Genomic DNA, 18,133 nt, shown 5'->3' with positions numbered 1-18,133 from the left:
CATCGGGCTTCGTGCTTGCGCCGGGCGCTCGCCCCCTTTTTCAAAGGGGGCGATGTGAGAGGCGTGTCCGGAGAGCGCTGCTCAAGCGTCGTTGTTGCGATTCGTTTGCCGTTGCGGCGCGCAAAGCAGGCTACGCATCACTGCAGGAAGCAGCTGACCTTGACCTGCAGGAAGCTGGCTTGTTCCTGCTGCATCGCGGCCTGGCAGACCGGGTCGGTCGACGAGCCGGCCTGCTGGCATTTCATCGCGCGTTGCTGCGAAACGATGTTGTAGATCTGCCGGTTGACCGAGCACTGCGGCGTCGGTGCCGGGCATTGCGCATCCATCACCTGCCAATAGACGTTCTCGACCTGCTGGCGCTGCTGGCAGATCGGGCTGTTCGGGCCTTGCGTGGTGCAGGCCTGTACGCGCTGGATGTGGCTGATTTCGACTTGGATACGCGAAGACTGGCAGGCCGCGGTGGCGGCGGAAGCCGCACCCGAGCACAGCATCAGGGCGGACAGGACGGCGGAAACGGTGGCGAGTTTCATGCGGTTCTCCTTGAGCCGGGGCAATGGAACGAGTCGAGGGGTGAAGCACGATCCGGGGCAAGAGCGCGGCAGAGCGCCGATGCTTGCGACGGGACGTAGGGGCCTGCGATCGCAGTCGGCGATCGCGCTTGCGATGAGGTCGATGGATGAGGCAACGCAACGCGACGCGCAGGCCTCGGCGCTGCGGCGGGCGATGACGAGATAACGATGCGATGCGGCATGGGCCTTCCTGGCGTGTCGCGAACGGCGTGGCCGGTTCGCGTGGTCCTGATCAGTTCGAACCGATTCGTCCGAGCGGATGCGTTCGAGCCGACTCGATGCGGCGGCGACGTTCAAGCGGCATTCGGCGGCGGGCGCGGCGATCCTTCGGCGGGCTTCAGCGCCGAATGTATCCGCAAAATTCGCCGGGTCCTCGCGGGGACGGCTGCGTTTGCTACCCAGTCGACAGTTTTTCCGTGCGGATCGGCCGGGTTCACGGATAAAAAAAGCCCGATGCATGGCATCGGGCCCGGGTTGCGGCGGCTGTGCGCGCTATGGCGCGGGAAAGCTCACGCCGCGTACTTGGCGATGAACTTGCGCACCTGCGGATAGACCTGCTCGCGCCAGCGGCGGCCGCTGAAGATGCCGTAATGGCCGGCGCCGAGGATGGTCAGGTGCTCGCGGTCGGCTTCGGCCACGCCGGTGCACAGCGTGTGCGCCGCGCGGGTCTGGCCCTGGCCGGAAATATCGTCGAGTTCGCCTTCGATGGTCAGCAGGGCGGTGTTCTTGATCGCGCCCGGATTCACCCGTTCGCCGGCGACGTCCCACAGCCCGCGCGGTAACAGGTGCTCCTGGAACACCACGCGGATGGTGTCGAGGTAGTACTCGGCCGGCATGTCGAGCACGGCGTTGTATTCGTCGTAGAAACGGCGGTGCGAGTCGGCGTCTTCGAGGTCGCCCTTGACCAGGTCCTGGTAGAAATCCCAGTGCGACTGGAAATGCCGCTCGGGATTCATCGCGACGAAACCGCCGTGCTGCAGGAAGCCCGGATAGACGCGGCGGCCGCGGCCGGGGAAATTGGCCGGCACGTGATGGATCAAATTGCCTTCGAACCACCACAGCGGCTTGTGCACGGCGAGGTCGTTGACCTGGGTCGGGCTTTCGCGGGTGTCGATCGGGCCGCCCATCATCACCAGCGAACGCGGCGTGGCTTCGCCGCGCGCGGCCATCAGCGAGACCGCGGCGAGCACCGGCACGGTCGGCTGGCACACGCTGATCACGTGCAGGGTGTCGGCGCCGATCAGGCGGATGAAATCCTGGATGTAGGCGACGTAGTCATCGAGGGTGAAGGCGCCGTCCTCGGCCGGCACCATGCGCGCGTCGACCCAGTCGGTGATATAGACCTTGTGATCGCGCAGCAGGGTCTTGACCGTGTCGCGCAGCAGAGTGCTGTGGTGGCCCGACAAGGGTGCGACCACCAGCACCGGCGGATCGTCCTTGAGCTCGGCGATGTTGTCGGCATCGTCGGCATAGCGCTTGAAGCGCAGCAGCCGGCAGAACGGCTTGCGCTGCATCTCGCGCTCGATCACCGGATAGGCGTTGCCGTCGATCTGGATGGAGTGGATGCCGAACTCGGGCTTCTCGTAATCCTTGCCGACCCGGTACAGCAGTTCGTAACCGGCGGCCAGGCGCGAGGCGCCGGGCACGGCCGAAAGCCAACTGCCGGGCGCGGCGAACATCTTCGCGCCGGCTTCGGCCCAGTAGGTCATCGGCGCCATCCAGGCACGGCCGAGTTCATGCATCTGATAAAGCAGCATCGGATGGGACTCTCTGTGACGTTACGACTGTGGCGGTACGGCCTGAGGCCGGAGCGTCGAGGCTCCGGCCCGGGTGGTTTGCTGCGCCGCAGCATAGCGGATTGGGACGGCGGTCGCGTGAATGGCCTTAGCGAGTGCGACCCGCGTTCCAGGATGCGCTGAGACGCCGCGGCGTCGCGGTTTGTGGGCTTACTCGGCGGTTTCCAATGCCGCGGTGCCGCCGCGCAACTCCGGCGCCAGCCACAGGTGCGAGCCCAGGCTGGCGAAGCCCTGGGCGGCGAAGCGTTCGCGATAGAACTTGGCCGGGCGGCGCTTGAAGCCGACCGTGTCGCCTTCGATGCCGTCCTCGCGGCTGAAGGTCTCCAGGAAGGCGACGCCGCCGCAGAGTTCGGCCAGGCCGGACAGGCCGCGGTCGAGTTCGCGGGTGTCCAGGTAATGCAGCACGTCGCTGCAGATCAGCAGGTCGACCGGGGCGCAGGGGCGCAGGAACTCGAAGTCGCCGAAGCGCGCCAGATGCAGGTTGCGACTGCGGCCGTAGCGGCCGATCGCGTACTCGCTGCTGTCGAAACCCAGATAGCTCGCGCGCGGCCGCAGCTTCAACAGCGGCGCCCGCCACGGCCCTTCGCCGCAGCCGATGTCGAGCACGCTGCGCAGCGGGCGCTCCAGGTGGTACTCGGCGGTGGCCACGGCCAGCGCGACCTTGCGCGCCAGGCGGGCGCTGCCGCCGATGGCCTGGTCCTTGAGGGCCGGGTCGCGGTACCAGCGCTGGAAGTAGTCGCGGTCGTACTGTTTGCTCATGGGGTCATCGGCGTTGCGTGGAGCGTGGCATCCTATCGTGCCCGGCCGGCGGACAGGGTGCGACGCGCGCCTGCGTTGTATTCGATGATGGTTTCATCGGTTCCGCCCGCCGACACCGCCAGCCGACTTCAGGACGCCCGCGCATGAATGCCTATCTGTGGACCAAGACCTTCCATCTCGTGTTCGTGATGGCCTGGATGGGCTCGGTGTTCTACCTGCCGCGGATCCTGGTCAACCTGGCCGAAGCCGGCGACGAGCCGGCGGTGCGCGCCCGATTGGTGCTGATGGGGCGGCGCCTGTACCGCTTCGGCCACATCATGTTCGGCGTTGCCGCGATCCTGGGCGGCGTGCTGTGGTTCGTGTTCCACATGAGCGGCGGCTGGCTGCACGCCAAGCTGACCGTGGTCGCTGTGATGCTGGCCTATTACATCGTCACCGGCCGTTGGCTCAAGGGTGTCGATCAGGGGCGCGCGCTGCCGTCCTCGCGCAACTTGCGCATCTTCAACGAGATCCCGGTGTTCGCCCTGATCGCGATCGTCTGGCTGGTGTTGGCTAAGCCGTTTTGAGCCGGGAATGGGGATTCGGGAATCGGGATTCGTAAAAGCGGGATTCGTAAAAGCGGGAATCGTGGGCGGGCCGACGCTGGCGACCTGGTAACGAAAACGGCGATCTGCCGGCAGGTCGCCGTTTTGTTGTTCGCCAGTGCGCCGAAGGGCAAATCCCCCGCGCCGAAACTGCATCGGGCTTCGTGCTCAGGTCGGGCGCTCGCCCCCTTCTTCAAAGGGGGCGATGGGAGTCTGCGATGGCAGAGAGTGTTCGGGGCCTACGTTCAGCCCTTGCTTTTGCTGTTCCCCCCTTTGGAAAAGGGGGGCAGGGGGGATTTGCTCTAACGCGAATGCTTCAACGATTCTTGAAATCGTCCGCTTTCGGCAGCGCCAGCGGAATCGCGTTCGCGTCGCAATCGCCCTTCGCGCACAACGCCGCGCGCAGCTTCGGCATGCTCTGCAGCATGAAGTGGTAGATCGTGTTCTGCTCGACGCTGCCGCGCACGGCGTCGCTGCCGGGGCCGCGCGCCCAGATGCCGACGTCGTCGCCGCCATGGGTCTCGGCGTTGGTCGGCACCAGCGCTTCCTGCATGTAGTCCGGATGCGCGGTGTCGACCTTGCTCAGGTCCGGGCGGCCCTTCTCGGCCATCTGCGTGCCGCTGACGGTGTGCGGGTAGCGGTGCGGGCCTTCCGGTTGTTGCGCACTGGCGCCGACGTAGCCGGGGCCGTTGCTGTAGTTGAGGGTGGTGTAGGGCATGCCGAGCGCGTCGCGGGCGTAGTCGCCCGGGTCGCCTTCTTCGCCGCTGCTGCCGCGCACCTTGCCGAGCATCGGGTTGCCGCGCACCGGGTAGCCGACGAAGCTCAAGGTATGCGAGTGGTCGGCGGTCACCAGGATCAAGGTGTCGTCGGCCGAAGTCGCCTGGTTCGCAGCCTCCACCGCTTCGCTCAGGGCGATGGTGTCGGTCAGGGCGCGGTAGGCATTGCCGAGATGATGGGCGTGGTCGATGCGTCCGCCTTCGACCAACAGCACGAAGCCGTTGTCGCCCTTGATGCGCTTGAGGCGTTCGATCGCCGCGGTGGTCATCTCCGCCAGCGAGGGTTCGCCGGCGCCGTCCTGCGGGCGGTCGTGCGAGAACTGCATGTGGTCGGGTTCGAACAGGCCGAACAGCGGCTGGTCCTTCGGCGCCGCGGCGAATTGCTTGGCATTCCAGACATACGCACCACCGGGATGACGCTGCTTCCAGGTCGCGACCAAGTCGCGGCCGTCGAGGCGCTGGCCGACCTTGTCGTCGTACTCGGGGTCGCGCTGTTCGACGGTCATGAAGTTGCCGCGGCCGCCGCCGAGCAACACGTCCGGGCCGGTGCCGTACGGCGATTCGATCATCTGCCGGGCGATGTCGGCGCAGCCTTCGGCCTTGGCTTTCTCCGGCAGGTCCATGTCGTTTTCCCAGTTGCGATCGGCCGAATGGCTGAAGGTCGCGCCGGGGGTGGCATGGGTAACGCGGGTGGTGGTGACCACGCCGGTCGCCAGGCCGCTGCTCGCGGCCAACTCCCACAGGGTCAGCATCGGCGCCGCCAATGCGCCGGCGCAATCGCCGCGCGTGGCCTGTTGGCCGATGCTGAGCACGCCGGCGCGGGTCTTCACCCCGGTCGCCATCGCGCTCATGGTGCCGGCCGAGTCCGGCGTCTGCGAATCGGTGTTGTAGGTCTTGCTGAGCGCGGTCGCGGGGAAGCGTTCCCAGCTCAAGCGGTTCTCTTCGCCCGGCGCGCCCTTGAGCTGGCCGGCAAGGATACGCGCGGCGGCGACCGTGGTCAGGCTCATGCCGTCGCCGACGAACAGGATGACGTTCTTGGCCTTGCCGCCGCTGGCGCCGCGTTGCGCGGCCTGGGCGGCGCCGTCGCGATACCACCAGGCCGGCGTCTCGCCCTGCGGATGCTGGATCGCGGGGACGTCGATGGCGACGCCGTGTGCCGCGGGCGCATCGCCGCGCGTGGGCGCCGAGGCGGCGCAGGCGCTGAGCAGCGCGGGAACGAGAAGGACGGAAGCGGAACGCAGCTTGGACATGGACGGCCGGCTTGGGATGACTAGCCGGCGATTATGCCCCGGGTCTGTGACGGCGCGGCGCTGGCACCCGGGCGTCGCTTTGCGGGAACAGGCGGGAGCGGGGGCGGGTAAGCAGGAGCGAGGAGTGAGGAGTAAGGAGTGAGTAAGGGCCGGAGCAACGCCGTTGCCTTCGCTCACTCCTCACTCCTACCCACTCACTTCTAGCTTCAAATAGTCTGTCCCAGCCGCAGGTCCGAGCGGTGCTCGAGGAAATTCACCACCAACCCGAGCCCGATCACGAACGCGGCGACTACCAGGATCTGGTTGAGCCCGACCTGCCGCAGCACCACGCCGCCGATCAACGAACCCAGGGCGATGCCGATGTTGTAGCCCGACACGGTCAGGCTGGAGGCGATCTCGGCCGAGCCCGGGATCAGCCGGCGCGACACTTCGATGCCGTAGTGGCCGAGCGACGGCGTCGCGCTCATCGCGAACAAACCAAGCACCAGGATGCCGGCGTAGGCTGCCGAGGGCAGGCCGATCAGGAAATAGATCGCCAGGAACAGCGCCGCGATCAAGGCGTAGTTGAAGCCGATCGTGCGCGACACGCCAAAGCGTGCTGCGGCGATGCCACCGACGTGATTGCCCAGCACCACGCCGATGCCGAACAGCAACAGCAGCAGGTTGGCGGTGTCCTGGCTGTAGCCGAGCGAATCGATGATGAGCTTGGGCAGATAGGTGTAGGCGATGAAGTAACCGCCGAACAGCAGCACGATCTTCATCAGCGCCGACAGCACGCGCGGGTTGGAGATCACTTCGACGAAACCGACCTGCTGCGCAGCGGCCTCGCGGGCGCCGGCGCGCGCCGGAATCCAGCGCCACATCGCCGCCGCGGCGATGAAATAGCTCGCGCCGAGCAGCCAGAACGTCGCTTGCCAGTGGTAGTGATCGCTGACGAATCCCATGATCGGAATGCTCAACACGATGGCGATGGTCAGGCCGGACACCACTTGGGACATGCCCTCGATGGTCGAGCGTGGGCTGAGCTTGCCGGCCAGCGGCATCGCCAGAGAGAAGAACAGGCCGTGGTTGGCGCCGAGCAACAGCCGCGCGACCAGCAGCAGGCCGAAGTGCTCGCTGGCCGAAGCGAGCACGGTCAACACGCCGGCCAGGGCCATCGACACCGCCAGTGTCAGGCGGGCGTCGTAACGCTGCAGCAACCGAGTCAGCAGCGGCGCGCCAATGGTCACGCCGATGGCGTAGATCGCCACCAGCCACCCGAGCTCGTCGCTGCTGCGGTGCAGTTGATGGCTCAGCGACGGAATCAACCCGACCGTGCCGAATTCGGCCGAGCCGAGCGCGAAGGCGCCGAGCAGGAGAGAGAACAGGGGTTTGTTCATGGGGCAGGAATCGAGAATCGGGAATCGGGAATGGGGAGGGCAAGAACAGCGAAAGCGAGAAAGACGGGGCGAAAGTACGGATTGTTGCGGAACCGCTTCTGCGATTCCCGATTCCCGATTCCCCATTCCCGGCGGCTTACAAATGACTGCCGCCGCTGGCATCGAGCGTGGTGCCGGTGAGCCATCGGCCGTCGTGCGAGGCGACGAAGGCTACCGCATCGGCGATGTCCTCCGGTTGACCCACTCGCCCGATCGCCTGGCTCTGCAAAATCGCCGCGCGGCCGACCTCGTCCTGCAGGAAGGTGTTCATGACCGTTTCGATGGCGCCGGGCGAGACGTTGTTGACGGTGATGCCGCGCGCGGCGAACTCGGGCGCGAGTTGCAGGGTCAGGGTTTCCAGCGCGCCCTTGCTGGCGGCGTAGGCGGCCAGGCCCGGGGTGGCGACGCGGGTCGACAGCGAGGAGATGTTGACGATGCGGCCGCCTTCGTTGAGGCGCGGCGCGGCCTGCTGGATGGCGAAGAACACGCCTTTGACGTTGACGTCGAACAGACGGTCGAACTGCGCCTCGGTGGTGTCGGCCGGTGTGGCGGCCACGGCGACGCCGGCGTTGTTGACCAGGATGTCGAAGCCGGGCCGGCCGTTGGCGTCGAGCAGGAAACGATCGAGTTCGACATAGGCCTGGACGATCGAGGCGACCGAGCCCAGGTCGGCGCCGATGGCGACCGACTGCACGCCGAGGGCGCGGATCTCGGCGGCCACCGCCTCGGCTTCGTCGCGCGAGGCGCCGTAGTTGATCGCGACATGGGCGCCGTCGCGGGCCAGGCGCAGGGCAATGGCGCGGCCGATGCCGCGGCTGGCGCCGGTCACGAACGCGGTCTTGCCGTGCAGGGGTTTGCTGGAAAGCGTGCTCATGTCGGGTGTCCGGAGAGGAGGGGCGGCTGGGGGAGGGCGATGTGTTATTCTGTTGTTCCGATATTCGGAACAATGGAAACCATAGCAGCAGGCCTCGGCTTGTTGCAAGCTGTCGCCATGAGACCCCTGCATCACCCCGCCATCGACGACATCGAGATGACCGCCGTGCTGTACGCGCTGGCCGATCCGGTGCGCCTGGGCATCGTCCGCTCGCTGAGCCGCGACCATCCGGTGTCCTGCGTCGGCGCCTGCATCGGCGAAGACCTGCCGCGCGCGACCTTGTCGCGGCACTTCGACGTGCTGCGTTCGGCCGGCCTGGTCAACACGGTCAAATCCGGAACGCAGTATCTCAACACCCTGCGCTGCGACGATCTCGAACGGCGTTTCCCCGGCCTGCTGCGGGCGATCCTGGCCGGTGCCGGCGGCTCGCAGCCGGCCAGGAAGCCGTCGGCCAAACCTGCGCCGAAGCCGGTGGCCAAGGCGCCTGCGCGCGGACGCCGCGCCGACGCTTCGCGCACGCCGCCGGCGAAGGCCCGAGCATGAAAGCGCGGACTGCGTCGCGCTGTTTTGCCGAAGCGGTCGCTCTTCATGAAATTTCGTTGCCGGCTTATGCGCTAGGGTTTGCCGGCGGCGTATCGAACCTGTTTATGGTGTGCCGCTCGCTCCGCGCCGGGCTGGTCCGGCCGGAGTCTTCCGACGAATCTTCTGGATAGTCCGTCATGACCGCCTTGCTCTCCGCGTGGTTCCGCATTCCGTTCTGGCAGCGCGTGGTCGGCGGCTTCGTGCTCGGTGCGCTCGCCGGCTGGGCCTTCGGGCCCGCGGCCGAAACCTGGTTTGGCCCGCTCGGCGATCTTTACGTCACCCTGATCAAGATGATCGCGGTGCCGCTGGTGTTCTTCGCGGTGATCAACGCGGTGGCCTCGCTGCACGGGCAGAAGTCGATCGCCGCGCTCGGCGGACGCACCTTCCTGTGGTTCGCGGTCACCGCGGTCCTCGCCGTCGGCATCGGCCTGGCGGTCGGCACCGTGCTGCAGCCCGGCAGCGGCGTGATGGGGCTGGCGATCGACAGCGGCTACAAGCCGCGCGACGTGCCCAGCGTGACCAAGGTGCTGCTCGACGTGGTGCCGAGCAACCCGTTCTACGCCCTGACCGGCATCGGCGCGACCAAGAACGCCGCCGGCGAGACCGTGCTCGCGGCCGGCAAGGGTTCGATCCTGCCGGTGATCTTCTTCGCCGGCCTGCTCGGCTTCGCGATGGTCAAGCTAGGCGAGAAGGTCGCCGGGGTGCGCAAGCTGGTCGGCGAGACCAGCGACCTGATGATCCAGGTCACCCGCTTCGTGCTCGAAGTCACCCCGATCGGCACCTTCGGCCTGATCGCCGCGCTAGTCGGCGCTTACGGCTTCGAGAAGCTGCTGCCGCTCGGCAACTTCGTGTTCGCCCTGTACCTGGCCTGCGCCCTGCACATCGTCGTGGTCTACAGCGGCCTGCTGCTCGCGCACGGGCTGAACCCCTTGAAGTTCTTCCGCGGCGCCGCGCCCGGCATGCAAGTGGCGTTCGTGAGTTCGTCGAGCTTCGCCGCGATGCCGGTGGCGATGCGTTCGATCACCCACAACCTCGGCGTCAATAAAGACTATGCGGCGTTCGCCTCGCCGCTGGGCGCCAGCATCAAGATGGACGGCTGCGGCGCGATCTATCCAGCGCTGTGCGCGGTGTTCATCGCCCAGTACACCGGCACGCCGCTGACCGCCGACCAGTACTTCATCGTCATGATCGCCTCGGTGCTCGGCAGCTTCGGCACCGCCGGCGTGCCCGGCACGGCGGTGATCATGGCCACCGTGGTGCTCAGCGCCGCCGGCCTGCCGCTGGAGACCATCGGCTATCTGTATGCGATCGACCGTGTGCTCGACATGATGCGGACCATGACCAACGTGACCGGGCAGATGCTGGTGCCGGTGCTGGTGGCCAAGGAGACCGGCCTGCTCGACAAGGCGGTCTACGACGCGGCACCGACCAATGTCGGGATCGAGGAAGAAAGCAAAGCCTGAGCGAGGACGAAGGCCATGCAGGGTGCGAGGCGTCGATACAAGCGTGTAGGCGGAGCGGTAGCGGCCTTGCGGTTCGCGAGCGCATTCCGGTGGCCGTCGCTGCTGTTGGCTTCGAGCCTGCTGGCGGCGTGCGCGACGCACCCGAACCCGCCCGAGGTCGAACAGACCGGTCGCAGCGGCCAGGTCGGCGTGCGTTCGATCGACAAGCTGATGCCGGCCAGCGAGCGCATGCAACTGGCCGACAACGAAACCTTCCAGATGCCCCTGGCCGAATACGGCAACCCCAGCCCGCTGTATCCGCCGGTGCTGCTGGCCCAGCGCCTGCCGCCGCAGACCATCTGCCTGCGCGTGGCCATCGGCGAGGACGGCAAGGTCATGGACAGCCAACCGATCGACGATGCCGCCAGCGGCTGCCCGCGCCCGGCCCAGACCGACCCGCGCTTCGTCGAAGCTGCGCGCAATGCGGTGGCGCAATGGCGTTTCGACCCGGCGTTCCGCTGCGTCTATCCCGGTGCACGGCCGATCGACGAGCAGGGCTGCGTCAGCGGCCGCGAAGAAGCGGTCGCGGTGAGCCTGGCCTTCAGCTTCGTGTTCGAGCAGGAAGACGGCAAAGGCTCGGTGCGGGTCGGCGGATAAGCCGGCGCGTTCGTCGGCCGGATCGAAGATACTGGCGGCCTGCACAGCGAAGGAGGTCAGCATGACCTTCGAATTACCCGCGATCGAACTGGTCGAAATCTTCCCGCAGATCGAGGACTACTGCCGTTTGCGTATCCTCGCCGGCATGTCGCCGCGCACGCCGCAGGCAGCGGCGCGCGGCCTGCCGAACACCTTGTACGGGGTCAGCCTGTTGCGCGAAGGGCAGGTGGTCGGCATGGGCCGCATCATCGGCGACGGCGGTTGTTTCTACAGCGTGGTCGACATCGCGGTGACGCCGGACCTGCAAGGGCGCGGATTGGGCCGGCGCATCCTCGATGCGCTCGACGCCTGGTTGCGCGCGAATGCCGAGCCTTCCGCATTCGTGACCCTGGTCGCCGACGGCGACGCCCGGCATCTCTACGCCAAGTACGGTTTCGCCGAGAGCGCACCGCATGCGGTGAACATGGAATATGTGGTCGGCGCACGCAGTGCAGGCTGAGCGTCGACTGCAAGCGTTCGGGACCAGCGCCGGACAAGGCGTCTCAGGAGGAGTGGATGTCGGTGGAAATCGTATCGCGGCCGATGACGGACGCGGAACTGAGCGAGCTGGCGTCGCTGAGCCGGGCTGGGCCCACACCGGTCAAGACCGCGTTTGAGAGCTGGGTGGTCGCGACGGCGTCGCTGAGCTTGGCGATGGCCTTGCTCATCATGGGCGCGGGCTGGGTGGCGCGGAGGTTGTTCGGCGCCGGGGCCTGGGGCGACGACTACGCTTCCTTCGCGATTCTGGTTTGTGCAGTCGCGATCGCGCTGGGCTGCGCGGTGTACGCCTGGCGCCACGGCCGCAGGCTGAGCCGCACGCGTGGCGTGTCCCGCGAGCGTTATCGGGCCGATATGCGGGCGGGGACGGTGAACGAGGAGCACTACGAGTTCAGCGAATGCAAGTCGCTGGCCGAGCCCGAGCACGGCGGCGGCCTGGTCTACCTGCTCAAGATCGATGCCGGTCGTTGCCTGGCAGTCTACGACTACGACAGTCTGCGCATCGCCATGGACGATGGCGATCCCTTGAGCAGCCCGATGACCCCCTGCCGCCGCGCGACGCTGCGCCGCGCGCCGGTTTCGGCGCACGTGTTTTCGTTCGAGTTCGATGGCGAGCCCTTCGATAAGAGCCCGCAGGGCGAGCTGCCCGCGCAGGTGGAGTGCTGGCCGGAGCACGGCGAGGTCTGGGAAGTGTCGTGGCACGAGATCGAGCGGCGGCTCGACGGCGCTTGAGGCGGACCGGCCGCCCTCAAATCCGCGAGAACTTCCATGACTGCATGCGCCCGTCGCGATAAGGCATCACCCCGTGGAAGGGGCGCGGGTCGGCGTCGAACACCAGCGGCAGGAACTCGCGGTCGCCTTCCCACATCGGCAGCTCGTGCAGGCGCTCGATAGGCACCCAGTCCAGCGCGCCTTCGGCATTGCTCGCGAACGGCGTGCCCTCGAAGGCGGTGATGGTGAAGACGAAGCCCAGCCAGTCCTCGCCGTGCTTGCCGAAGCCGGGCCAGCTGATGGTGCCGCGCAGGTTCATCGCGGTGCAGTCGATCCCGGCTTCCTCGAAGATCTCGCGGCGCATGCCGGCGACCACGTCCTCGTCGGCTTCCAGCTTGCCGCCCAGGCCGTTGTACTTGCCCAGCTGATGGTCGTCGGGGCGCGCGTTGCGGTGGACCATCAGGACTTGGCGGCCATCGGGCGAAATCACGTAGCCCAGGGTGGCCACGATAGGCGTATACGGCATCGGCGGGAGTTCGGCGGAGCAGGGGCGCGGGTCGCACAGTGTCGGCGATTCGCCCCGCAACGACCAGCGCCGTCGATCCCCCTACGTGACTTTCGACCCGTATCGGCGGGCCCTTCCCGGGTTAGGGTGCCGGAGCCTCCGGCGCGTCGCAGCAGCGGTCCCGCGACGGCCGACGGACTCATTCGACAGGACAGGGAGATTCCCATGCGCAAGCGTCACCTCTGCGTGCTGCTGGCCGGTCTGACCACGATCACGACCGCCGCGTTCGCCACTGCGCACGCGGCCGAGAGCGATCGCTGGCAGTTGCCGGTCGCAGTCAAGAAACTCGACAACGGATTGACCGTGGTCGTCTCGCAAGACCACAGCTCGCCGACCGTCGGCGTCAGCGTGGTCTATCACGTCGGCATGCGGCTGGAGCCGAAGAACCGCACCGGCTTCGCCCACCTGTTCGAGCACTTGATGTTCCAGGGCACGCCGGTCGCGCCGAAGGGCGTGTTCGACCAGGTCATCAGCGGCGGCGGCGGACGCAACAACGGGTCTACCCGCGCCGATTTCACCAATTACATCGAAGTCGCGCCGGTCTCGGCACTCGACCGCATCCTGTGGCTCGAAGCCGACCGCATGAAGACCCTGGACTTCAACCCGACCACGCTGAAGAACCAGCAAGACGTGGTCAAGGAAGAGATCCGGGTCAACGTGAAGAACCAGCCCTACGGCGGCTTCATGTGGATCGACATCGGCCAGCACGCATTCCAGAAGTGGGAGAACAACCACGACGGCTACGGCAGCTTCCAGGATCTGGAGAACGCCAGCCTCGAGGACGTGCGCTCCTTCCACCGCGACTACTACGGCCCCAACAACGCCGTGCTCGGCATCGCCGGCGACATCACCCCGGAAGACGCCTTCAAGCTCGCCGACAAGTATTTCGGCGCGATCCCGGGGCGTCCGACCCCGCCGCCGCCGGATTTCGCCGAGGGCCTCAACACCAAGGAGAAGCGCATCGAGCAGACCGATGCGCTGGCGCAGGTGCCGGCGATCGCCGCGGCCTGGAAGATGCCGACCCGCGGCAGCCGCGACCACGCGCCGATGGCGGTGCTCGGCAGCCTGCTCGCCGGCGACGAGGCCTCGCGCCTGTACCAGGGCCTGGTCAAGCAGCGCCAGATCGCGCTCAACATCGACGCGCTGTACGGCCTGACCGACCCCTGGACCTATAACGGCCCGACCTTGTTCACCCTGTTCGCGTTGTACAAGCCCGACACCAACGCCGATGCGGTGCTCACCGCGATCGACGAGGAAGTGGCGAAGGTCGCCCGCGACGGCGTCGATGCGGTCACTCTGAAGCGGGTCAAGACCCACATGCTCGCCGATTGGTACAACGGCCTGGAAAGCTACATCGAACGCGCCGACACCGTCGCGCGCATGCAGACCCTGTGGGGCGACGCCAACGTGGTCAACAAGATCCCCGGCTGGATCGAAGGCGTGACCTCGGCCGATCTGCAGCGCGTCGCCAAGACCTATCTGACCCGCGCCAACCGCACCGTGATCGACCGCAAGCCGGTCGCGATGGCGGCGCCGGCCGCGAAGCCCGGCGCGGCCGCGCCGTCGGCGACGAACTGAGGAGGAGACGACATGAGAATCCATAACAATCTGCTCGCCCTGTCGACCTCGTTGGCCCTGGTCTGCGCGGTCGGCACCGCTGTCGCCGGCCCCGCCGCCAAGCTGCCCCAGCAACTGCCGCCGCTGGCCGCCGACAAGGCCCTGCCGGTGCCGCAGATCGCCCAGAAGACCCTCGCCAACGGCCTGCAAGTCTGGGTGGTGCCGCGCAAGGGCCTGCCGCGCGTCGATTACGCACTCGCGGTGCGTAGCGCCGGCTATGCCAGCGACGGCCCCGACGCCTCGGGCTTCGCTTCGTTGTATGCCGGCCTGCTGACCCAGGGCACGGCCAAGCGCAACGCCAAGGCGATCGCCGAGGCTGCGCAGGGCTATGGCGGCGCGATCGGCGCGAACGCCCTCAACGACGGCGTGCTGCTCAGCGCCAACGCCTTGCCCTCGCAGGCCGAGCCGATGATCCGGCTGCTGTCGGAAGTGGCGCAGCAGGCGAACTTCCCCGATGCCGAGGTCAAGCTCGCCCAGGCCAACGCCCTGCAAGGCTTGAAGGTGTCGCAGGCGCAGCCGAGCTTTAAGGCCACGCGTGCCTTGCTGAAGGCGACCTACGGCGATCACCCTTACGCACGCAGCCAGCCCACCGAAGCGGCGATCGGCGCGGTCACCGCCGAGAAAGTGCGCGCCGAACACGTGCGCCGTTTCCGCCCGGACCGCGCCTTGTTGATCGTCACCGGCCGGATCGGCGCGGAGGAGGGCTTCAAGCTCGCCGAAGCCGCCTTCGGCCAGTGGAAGGCCAGCGGCGAAGCCATCGCCGACACCGCACCGGCGCGCGCCAGCGCCGACCCGCAGCGCATCTTCGTGCAGCGCGACGGCAGCGTGCAGTCGGCGGTGCGCCTGGGGCGTCCGGCGATCGCCGCGACCGATGCCGACTACCTGCCGGCGCAGTTGGCCGGGATCGTGCTCGGCGGCGGTTTCAGCAGCCGCCTGATGCAGAACCTGCGCGAAGACAAGGGCTATACCTACGGCGCGCGCGGCGGCCTCAACGCCTTGCGCGACGGCGGCAGCATCCAGGCCTCGGCCGACGTCCGCAACGAAGTCACCGGCAAGGCGATCGGCGAATTCATCTACGAATTCGGCCGCATCAACGACTACCCGGTGCCGGCGCAGGAGCTCGAAGACACCAAGCGCTACGTCGCCGGCGGTTATCTGATCGGCAACCAGCTGCAGAGCTCGGTCGCGGCCTCGTTGGCGAGTAATTGGCTGTACGGCCTGCCGCCGGAATTCCTCGGCGAGTACGTGCCGAAGATCCGCGCGATCAGCGCCGAGCAGGTCCAGGCGATGGCGAAGAAGTACTACGCCTCCAAGGACCAGTCGATCGTCGTGGTCGGCGATTACAAGGCGGTCGAGGGCCAGCTCAAGGAATACGGCGAGTTCAAGCTGGAGAAGTAAGCCCGGCCCATCGTCGCCAACAACTAGCCCCGGCCGTTCGCGGCCGGGGCTTCGTCGTTTTGGAAGCTTGTGGTCCGGATGTCGAGCCGACGGCGCTCAGTTCTCGCCGAACCATTTCAGCACCACGCCGATGGCGAGGCCGGCGAAGACCAGCCCGACCACGCCGTACAGCAAGCCGGTAAGGAACAGGCCGTAGCCGCCCGGAAACGCGCCGACGACGGCGCCGGTGACCAGCGAATACGCCCCGTACAAGGGGATGAAGATCAGCCGCGCCAGCCACACCCCGCGCTCGCCGCGCTGGTCGCGAGGGACGGGGCTGCCGGTGGCGGCCCAGCGCACCGCCATGCGCGCGAGTACGACCGGCGCGAACAGCAGCGCAACCGCTTCCAGCGCCTTGTAGCCGAGCACCAGGCCGACCGCGAGCATGCCGCCGCCGATCAGCATGGCGGTGTCGTCGCCGGGCGCGCCGAAGCGGGCGAGGCCGGCGCCGATCAGGAAGGCGACGACGAAGATGCCGAAGCCGTAGAACACTTGTTTCATGCGGTCGCCCGTTCAGGTCTTGCGATCAAAAAGGCGCCGAGCCAGCTGGCCGGCAAAGGCAACAGCAGTCCGGCGACGGTCATCCACAGCGGATGCGCGAACATCATCGACACCGCGATCACGCTGGCGACGATCAGGGCGCCGACCGTAAGCGCGGCGCCGCGGCGGTGGCGGCGCGCGATCAGCGCCGCGACCAGGCCGCCATCGAAAGCACCCACGACCCAGCCGGCCACGACCAGGGCCATGGCCGAGAACGGCGCGGCCGCCACGTGCGCGGCCAGCGCGACGGGATCGCGCGGATCGGTGCCGGGCGCGAACGGATGCAGGCGGGCCGAGCCGAACTCGAACAAGTGCATAGTCGCCATCGCCGCCAGCATGCCGACGATCACCGCCAAAATCGTGCGAATCATGGTTCCGTCCCTCCCCGGATCGGATGCGCGGAGCATCGCCCCACGGACGCCGGGTTTCAAGCTCCCGCCGTTGCGGCGCGTCGCGCATAATCGGCGCCTCGCCACGGAGCCCCTCCATGCCCCCAGCCAATCCCGCCGTCTCGCCGGTGCGTCTGCTCGCCTTCGCCGGCAGCCTGCGCGCGGGCTCCTACAACCGCCGCCTGATCCCGGTGTTGGCCGAAGGCGCGCGCACCGCCGGCGCCGAAGTCACCCTGATCGAACTGCGCGACTACCCCTTGCCGATCTACGACGGCGACATCGAAGCCGAGGCCATGCCCGAGCACGCGCGCCGCCTGCAGGCCTTGCTGGCCGAACACGACGGCCTGCTGATCAGCACGCCCGAGTACAACGGCTCGATGCCGGCCCTGGTCAAGAACACCCTCGACTGGATCTCGCGTCCGCTCGCCGACGGCCGTTCCGGCACCGCCCTGTTCGCCGACAAGGTCGCCGGCATCGTTTCGGCGTCGCCCGGTCCCCTCGGCGGACTGCGTTCGCTGCTGGTGTTGCGCGACGCCTTGGCCAAACTCGGCCTGATCGTGGTGCCGCAGCAGGTTGCGGTCGGCCAGGCCGCCGACAAGCTCACCGATTTCGGCCAGTTGAACGACGAGCGCCAGCGCGACGCCGTGCATCGCGTCGGCGCCGCCGTGGTGCGCCACCTCAAGGTCTACCAGGGAGCTCCGGCATGAAAGGTCAGCAACGCGAATTGAACCTGCGCTTCCTGGCGCAACCGACCGACGTCAACTATGGCGGCAAGGTCCACGGCGGCATGGTCATGAAATGGATCGACCAGGCCGGTTACGCTGCCGCGGTCGGCTGGAGCGGCAAGTACAGCGTGACCGTCGCCGTCGGCGGCATCCGCTTCGTCGCCCCGATCCGGATCAGCGACCTGGTCACCGTGCACACCAAGTTGATCCACACCGGCACCAGCAGCATGCACTTCGCGGTCGACGTGAAGGCCCGCGACCCGGGCCTGGACGACGGCGAGCCCGAAGAGCGCCTGTGCACCCACTGCGTGATCGTGTTCGTCGCCATGGACCAGGTCGAAGGCAAACCGACCCCGGTGCCGTCGTGGACCCCGGTGACCGAGGACGACAAGCGTCTGGCCGAGTACGCGCTCAAGGTGATGGAGTTGAGCAAGGGGATCGAGGCGACGGTGGAACGGTACGTGCACGAGGGGTGAGGTTCGCCCGCTGCGCTCGGGCCCGGGCTTGTGTAGGAGCTCTGGGCTTGTGTAGGAGCGACGTGAGTCGCGACCGAGGGACGCGCAGAATCTTTACTGCCGTCGTTGCCGATCGAAGCCACGAACTGTCGCCGGGTAGGAGCGACGCAAGTCGCGACCGCGCAGCTCGCAGTTGTTGCGTACCTTGCCGCAGAGCGATGAAACAACGTCAACATCTAAAGCTTCCGTCCGCTGACGCGGCCGGGTTACTTTCTTTTGCTGGCCCAAAAGTCCGTCTGGATTCCCTTCGGTCAAAGCTAGCCAAAGAAAAGGCCTTCCTTGACGAAGCTCCCCTGCGAGTTCGCAGCGTGCGCCGGGATTTTTCGATAGGACATCCTTGTCCTATCGAAAAACGGCGCACGTCCTGTGCGCCGCCCTCCGGGTCTACGG

At 67.3% G+C, this 18,133-nt stretch carries 19 protein-coding genes; 10 read left to right on the top strand and 9 right to left on the bottom strand.

All coding sequences use genetic code 11. The features are described from left to right. Window positions 1-137: 137 nt before the first annotated feature. The 3 genes from ACTJJK_RS20380 to ACTJJK_RS20370 form a co-directional block, all read right to left on the bottom strand. Window positions 138-530 (bottom strand): hypothetical protein, encoded by a 393-nt coding sequence (locus ACTJJK_RS20380; RefSeq protein WP_440731108.1) that lies wholly within the window; start codon window positions 528-530, stop codon window positions 138-140. A 548-nt stretch (window positions 531-1,078) separates the two neighbouring features. After that, window positions 1,079-2,323: a polyhydroxyalkanoate depolymerase gene (locus ACTJJK_RS20375; RefSeq protein ID WP_031372900.1), complete on the bottom strand. Its 1,245-nt coding sequence runs from the start codon at window positions 2,321-2,323 to the stop codon at window positions 1,079-1,081. Between the two features lie 192 nt (window positions 2,324-2,515). Further along, window positions 2,516-3,124 (bottom strand): class I SAM-dependent DNA methyltransferase, encoded by a 609-nt coding sequence (locus ACTJJK_RS20370; protein WP_031372901.1) that lies wholly within the window; start codon window positions 3,122-3,124, stop codon window positions 2,516-2,518. 143 nt (window positions 3,125-3,267) lie between these two features. Between ACTJJK_RS20370 and ACTJJK_RS20365 the strand changes: the two genes are divergently transcribed. Continuing rightward, entirely contained in the window at window positions 3,268-3,690 is a 423-nt protein-coding gene (locus tag ACTJJK_RS20365) for a CopD family protein (RefSeq protein WP_031372902.1), read from the top strand. A 334-nt stretch (window positions 3,691-4,024) separates the two neighbouring features. Here the strand turns inward: ACTJJK_RS20365 and ACTJJK_RS20360 are convergent, their stop codons facing one another. The 3 genes from ACTJJK_RS20360 to ACTJJK_RS20350 all read right to left on the bottom strand — a co-directional run bounded on the left by ACTJJK_RS20360 (window position 4,025) and on the right by ACTJJK_RS20350 (window position 8,026). After that, window positions 4,025-5,734, bottom strand: coding sequence for an alkaline phosphatase (locus ACTJJK_RS20360; RefSeq protein ID WP_440731107.1), 1,710 nt, complete (start codon window positions 5,732-5,734; stop codon window positions 4,025-4,027). A gap of 206 nt (window positions 5,735-5,940) precedes the next feature. Next, the gene (locus ACTJJK_RS20355; protein WP_440731106.1) at window positions 5,941-7,113 is read right to left on the bottom strand and encodes an MFS transporter; all 1,173 of its coding nucleotides are present in this window, start codon (window positions 7,111-7,113) and stop codon (window positions 5,941-5,943) included. Between the two features lie 136 nt (window positions 7,114-7,249). Continuing rightward, a complete protein-coding gene (locus ACTJJK_RS20350) occupies window positions 7,250-8,026 on the bottom strand; it encodes an SDR family oxidoreductase (RefSeq protein ID WP_440731105.1) in 777 nt (258 codons plus the stop codon). Window positions 8,027-8,143: 117 nt separating this feature from the next. Between ACTJJK_RS20350 and ACTJJK_RS20345 the strand changes: the two genes are divergently transcribed. The 5 genes from ACTJJK_RS20345 to ACTJJK_RS20325 all read left to right on the top strand — a co-directional run bounded on the left by ACTJJK_RS20345 (window position 8,144) and on the right by ACTJJK_RS20325 (window position 11,976). Further along, the gene (locus tag ACTJJK_RS20345) at window positions 8,144-8,569 is read left to right on the top strand and encodes an ArsR/SmtB family transcription factor (protein ID WP_440731104.1); all 426 of its coding nucleotides are present in this window, start codon (window positions 8,144-8,146) and stop codon (window positions 8,567-8,569) included. Window positions 8,570-8,745: 176 nt separating this feature from the next. Continuing rightward, entirely contained in the window at window positions 8,746-10,071 is a 1,326-nt protein-coding gene (locus ACTJJK_RS20340; RefSeq protein ID WP_031372907.1) for a dicarboxylate/amino acid:cation symporter, read from the top strand. 105 nt (window positions 10,072-10,176) lie between these two features. Further along, window positions 10,177-10,707 (top strand): hypothetical protein, encoded by a 531-nt coding sequence (locus ACTJJK_RS20335; RefSeq protein WP_440731103.1) that lies wholly within the window; start codon window positions 10,177-10,179, stop codon window positions 10,705-10,707. Between the two features lie 61 nt (window positions 10,708-10,768). After that, window positions 10,769-11,206, top strand: coding sequence for a GNAT family N-acetyltransferase (locus ACTJJK_RS20330; RefSeq protein WP_051885173.1), 438 nt, complete (start codon window positions 10,769-10,771; stop codon window positions 11,204-11,206). Window positions 11,207-11,262: 56 nt separating this feature from the next. Beyond that, window positions 11,263-11,976: a hypothetical protein gene (locus ACTJJK_RS20325; RefSeq protein ID WP_031372910.1), complete on the top strand. Its 714-nt coding sequence runs from the start codon at window positions 11,263-11,265 to the stop codon at window positions 11,974-11,976. A gap of 16 nt (window positions 11,977-11,992) precedes the next feature. Here ACTJJK_RS20325 and ACTJJK_RS20320 read toward each other — a convergent pair whose 3' ends face one another. Continuing rightward, window positions 11,993-12,481, bottom strand: a complete 489-nt coding sequence (locus tag ACTJJK_RS20320) for an NUDIX hydrolase (RefSeq protein ID WP_223620432.1) — start codon at window positions 12,479-12,481, stop codon at window positions 11,993-11,995. A gap of 204 nt (window positions 12,482-12,685) precedes the next feature. Between ACTJJK_RS20320 and ACTJJK_RS20315 the strand changes: the two genes are divergently transcribed. Next, on the top strand, window positions 12,686-14,098 hold the full coding sequence (locus ACTJJK_RS20315; RefSeq protein ID WP_440731102.1) for a M16 family metallopeptidase: 1,413 nt from the start codon (window positions 12,686-12,688) through the stop codon (window positions 14,096-14,098). Between the two features lie 12 nt (window positions 14,099-14,110). Continuing rightward, complete coding sequence (locus tag ACTJJK_RS20310) at window positions 14,111-15,535, top strand: M16 family metallopeptidase (RefSeq protein ID WP_152566300.1); 1,425 nt, start codon at window positions 14,111-14,113, stop codon at window positions 15,533-15,535. A 96-nt stretch (window positions 15,536-15,631) separates the two neighbouring features. Here the strand turns inward: ACTJJK_RS20310 and ACTJJK_RS20305 are convergent, their stop codons facing one another. Together ACTJJK_RS20305 and ACTJJK_RS20300 are read right to left on the bottom strand one after the other, a co-directional pair. After that, window positions 15,632-16,075 carry a hypothetical protein gene (locus ACTJJK_RS20305; protein WP_031372914.1) on the bottom strand — a complete coding sequence of 148 codons (444 nt, stop codon included), beginning with the start codon at window positions 16,073-16,075 and terminating at the stop codon, window positions 15,632-15,634. Next, window positions 16,072-16,485 (bottom strand): hypothetical protein, encoded by a 414-nt coding sequence (locus ACTJJK_RS20300; protein ID WP_031372915.1) that lies wholly within the window; start codon window positions 16,483-16,485, stop codon window positions 16,072-16,074. Before ACTJJK_RS20300 ends, ACTJJK_RS20305 begins: the two co-directional genes overlap by 4 nt. A 116-nt stretch (window positions 16,486-16,601) precedes the next feature. Here ACTJJK_RS20300 and ACTJJK_RS20295 point away from each other — a divergent pair, with 116 nt between their 5' ends. Beyond that, the gene (locus tag ACTJJK_RS20295; protein ID WP_031372916.1) at window positions 16,602-17,210 is read left to right on the top strand and encodes an NADPH-dependent FMN reductase; all 609 of its coding nucleotides are present in this window, start codon (window positions 16,602-16,604) and stop codon (window positions 17,208-17,210) included. Beyond that, on the top strand, window positions 17,207-17,704 hold the full coding sequence (locus tag ACTJJK_RS20290) for an acyl-CoA thioesterase (RefSeq protein WP_031372917.1): 498 nt from the start codon (window positions 17,207-17,209) through the stop codon (window positions 17,702-17,704). Before ACTJJK_RS20295 ends, ACTJJK_RS20290 begins: the two co-directional genes overlap by 4 nt. Window positions 17,705-18,133: the final 429 nt, after the last annotated feature.

The sequence above is a fragment of the Lysobacter sp. 22409 genome (genome assembly GCF_052045105.1).
Lineage (GTDB): Bacteria > Pseudomonadota > Gammaproteobacteria > Xanthomonadales > Xanthomonadaceae > Lysobacter > Lysobacter antibioticus_B.
The sequence above is the reverse complement of the archived record's forward strand: the minus strand, read 5'-3'. Positions and strand labels throughout refer to the sequence as shown.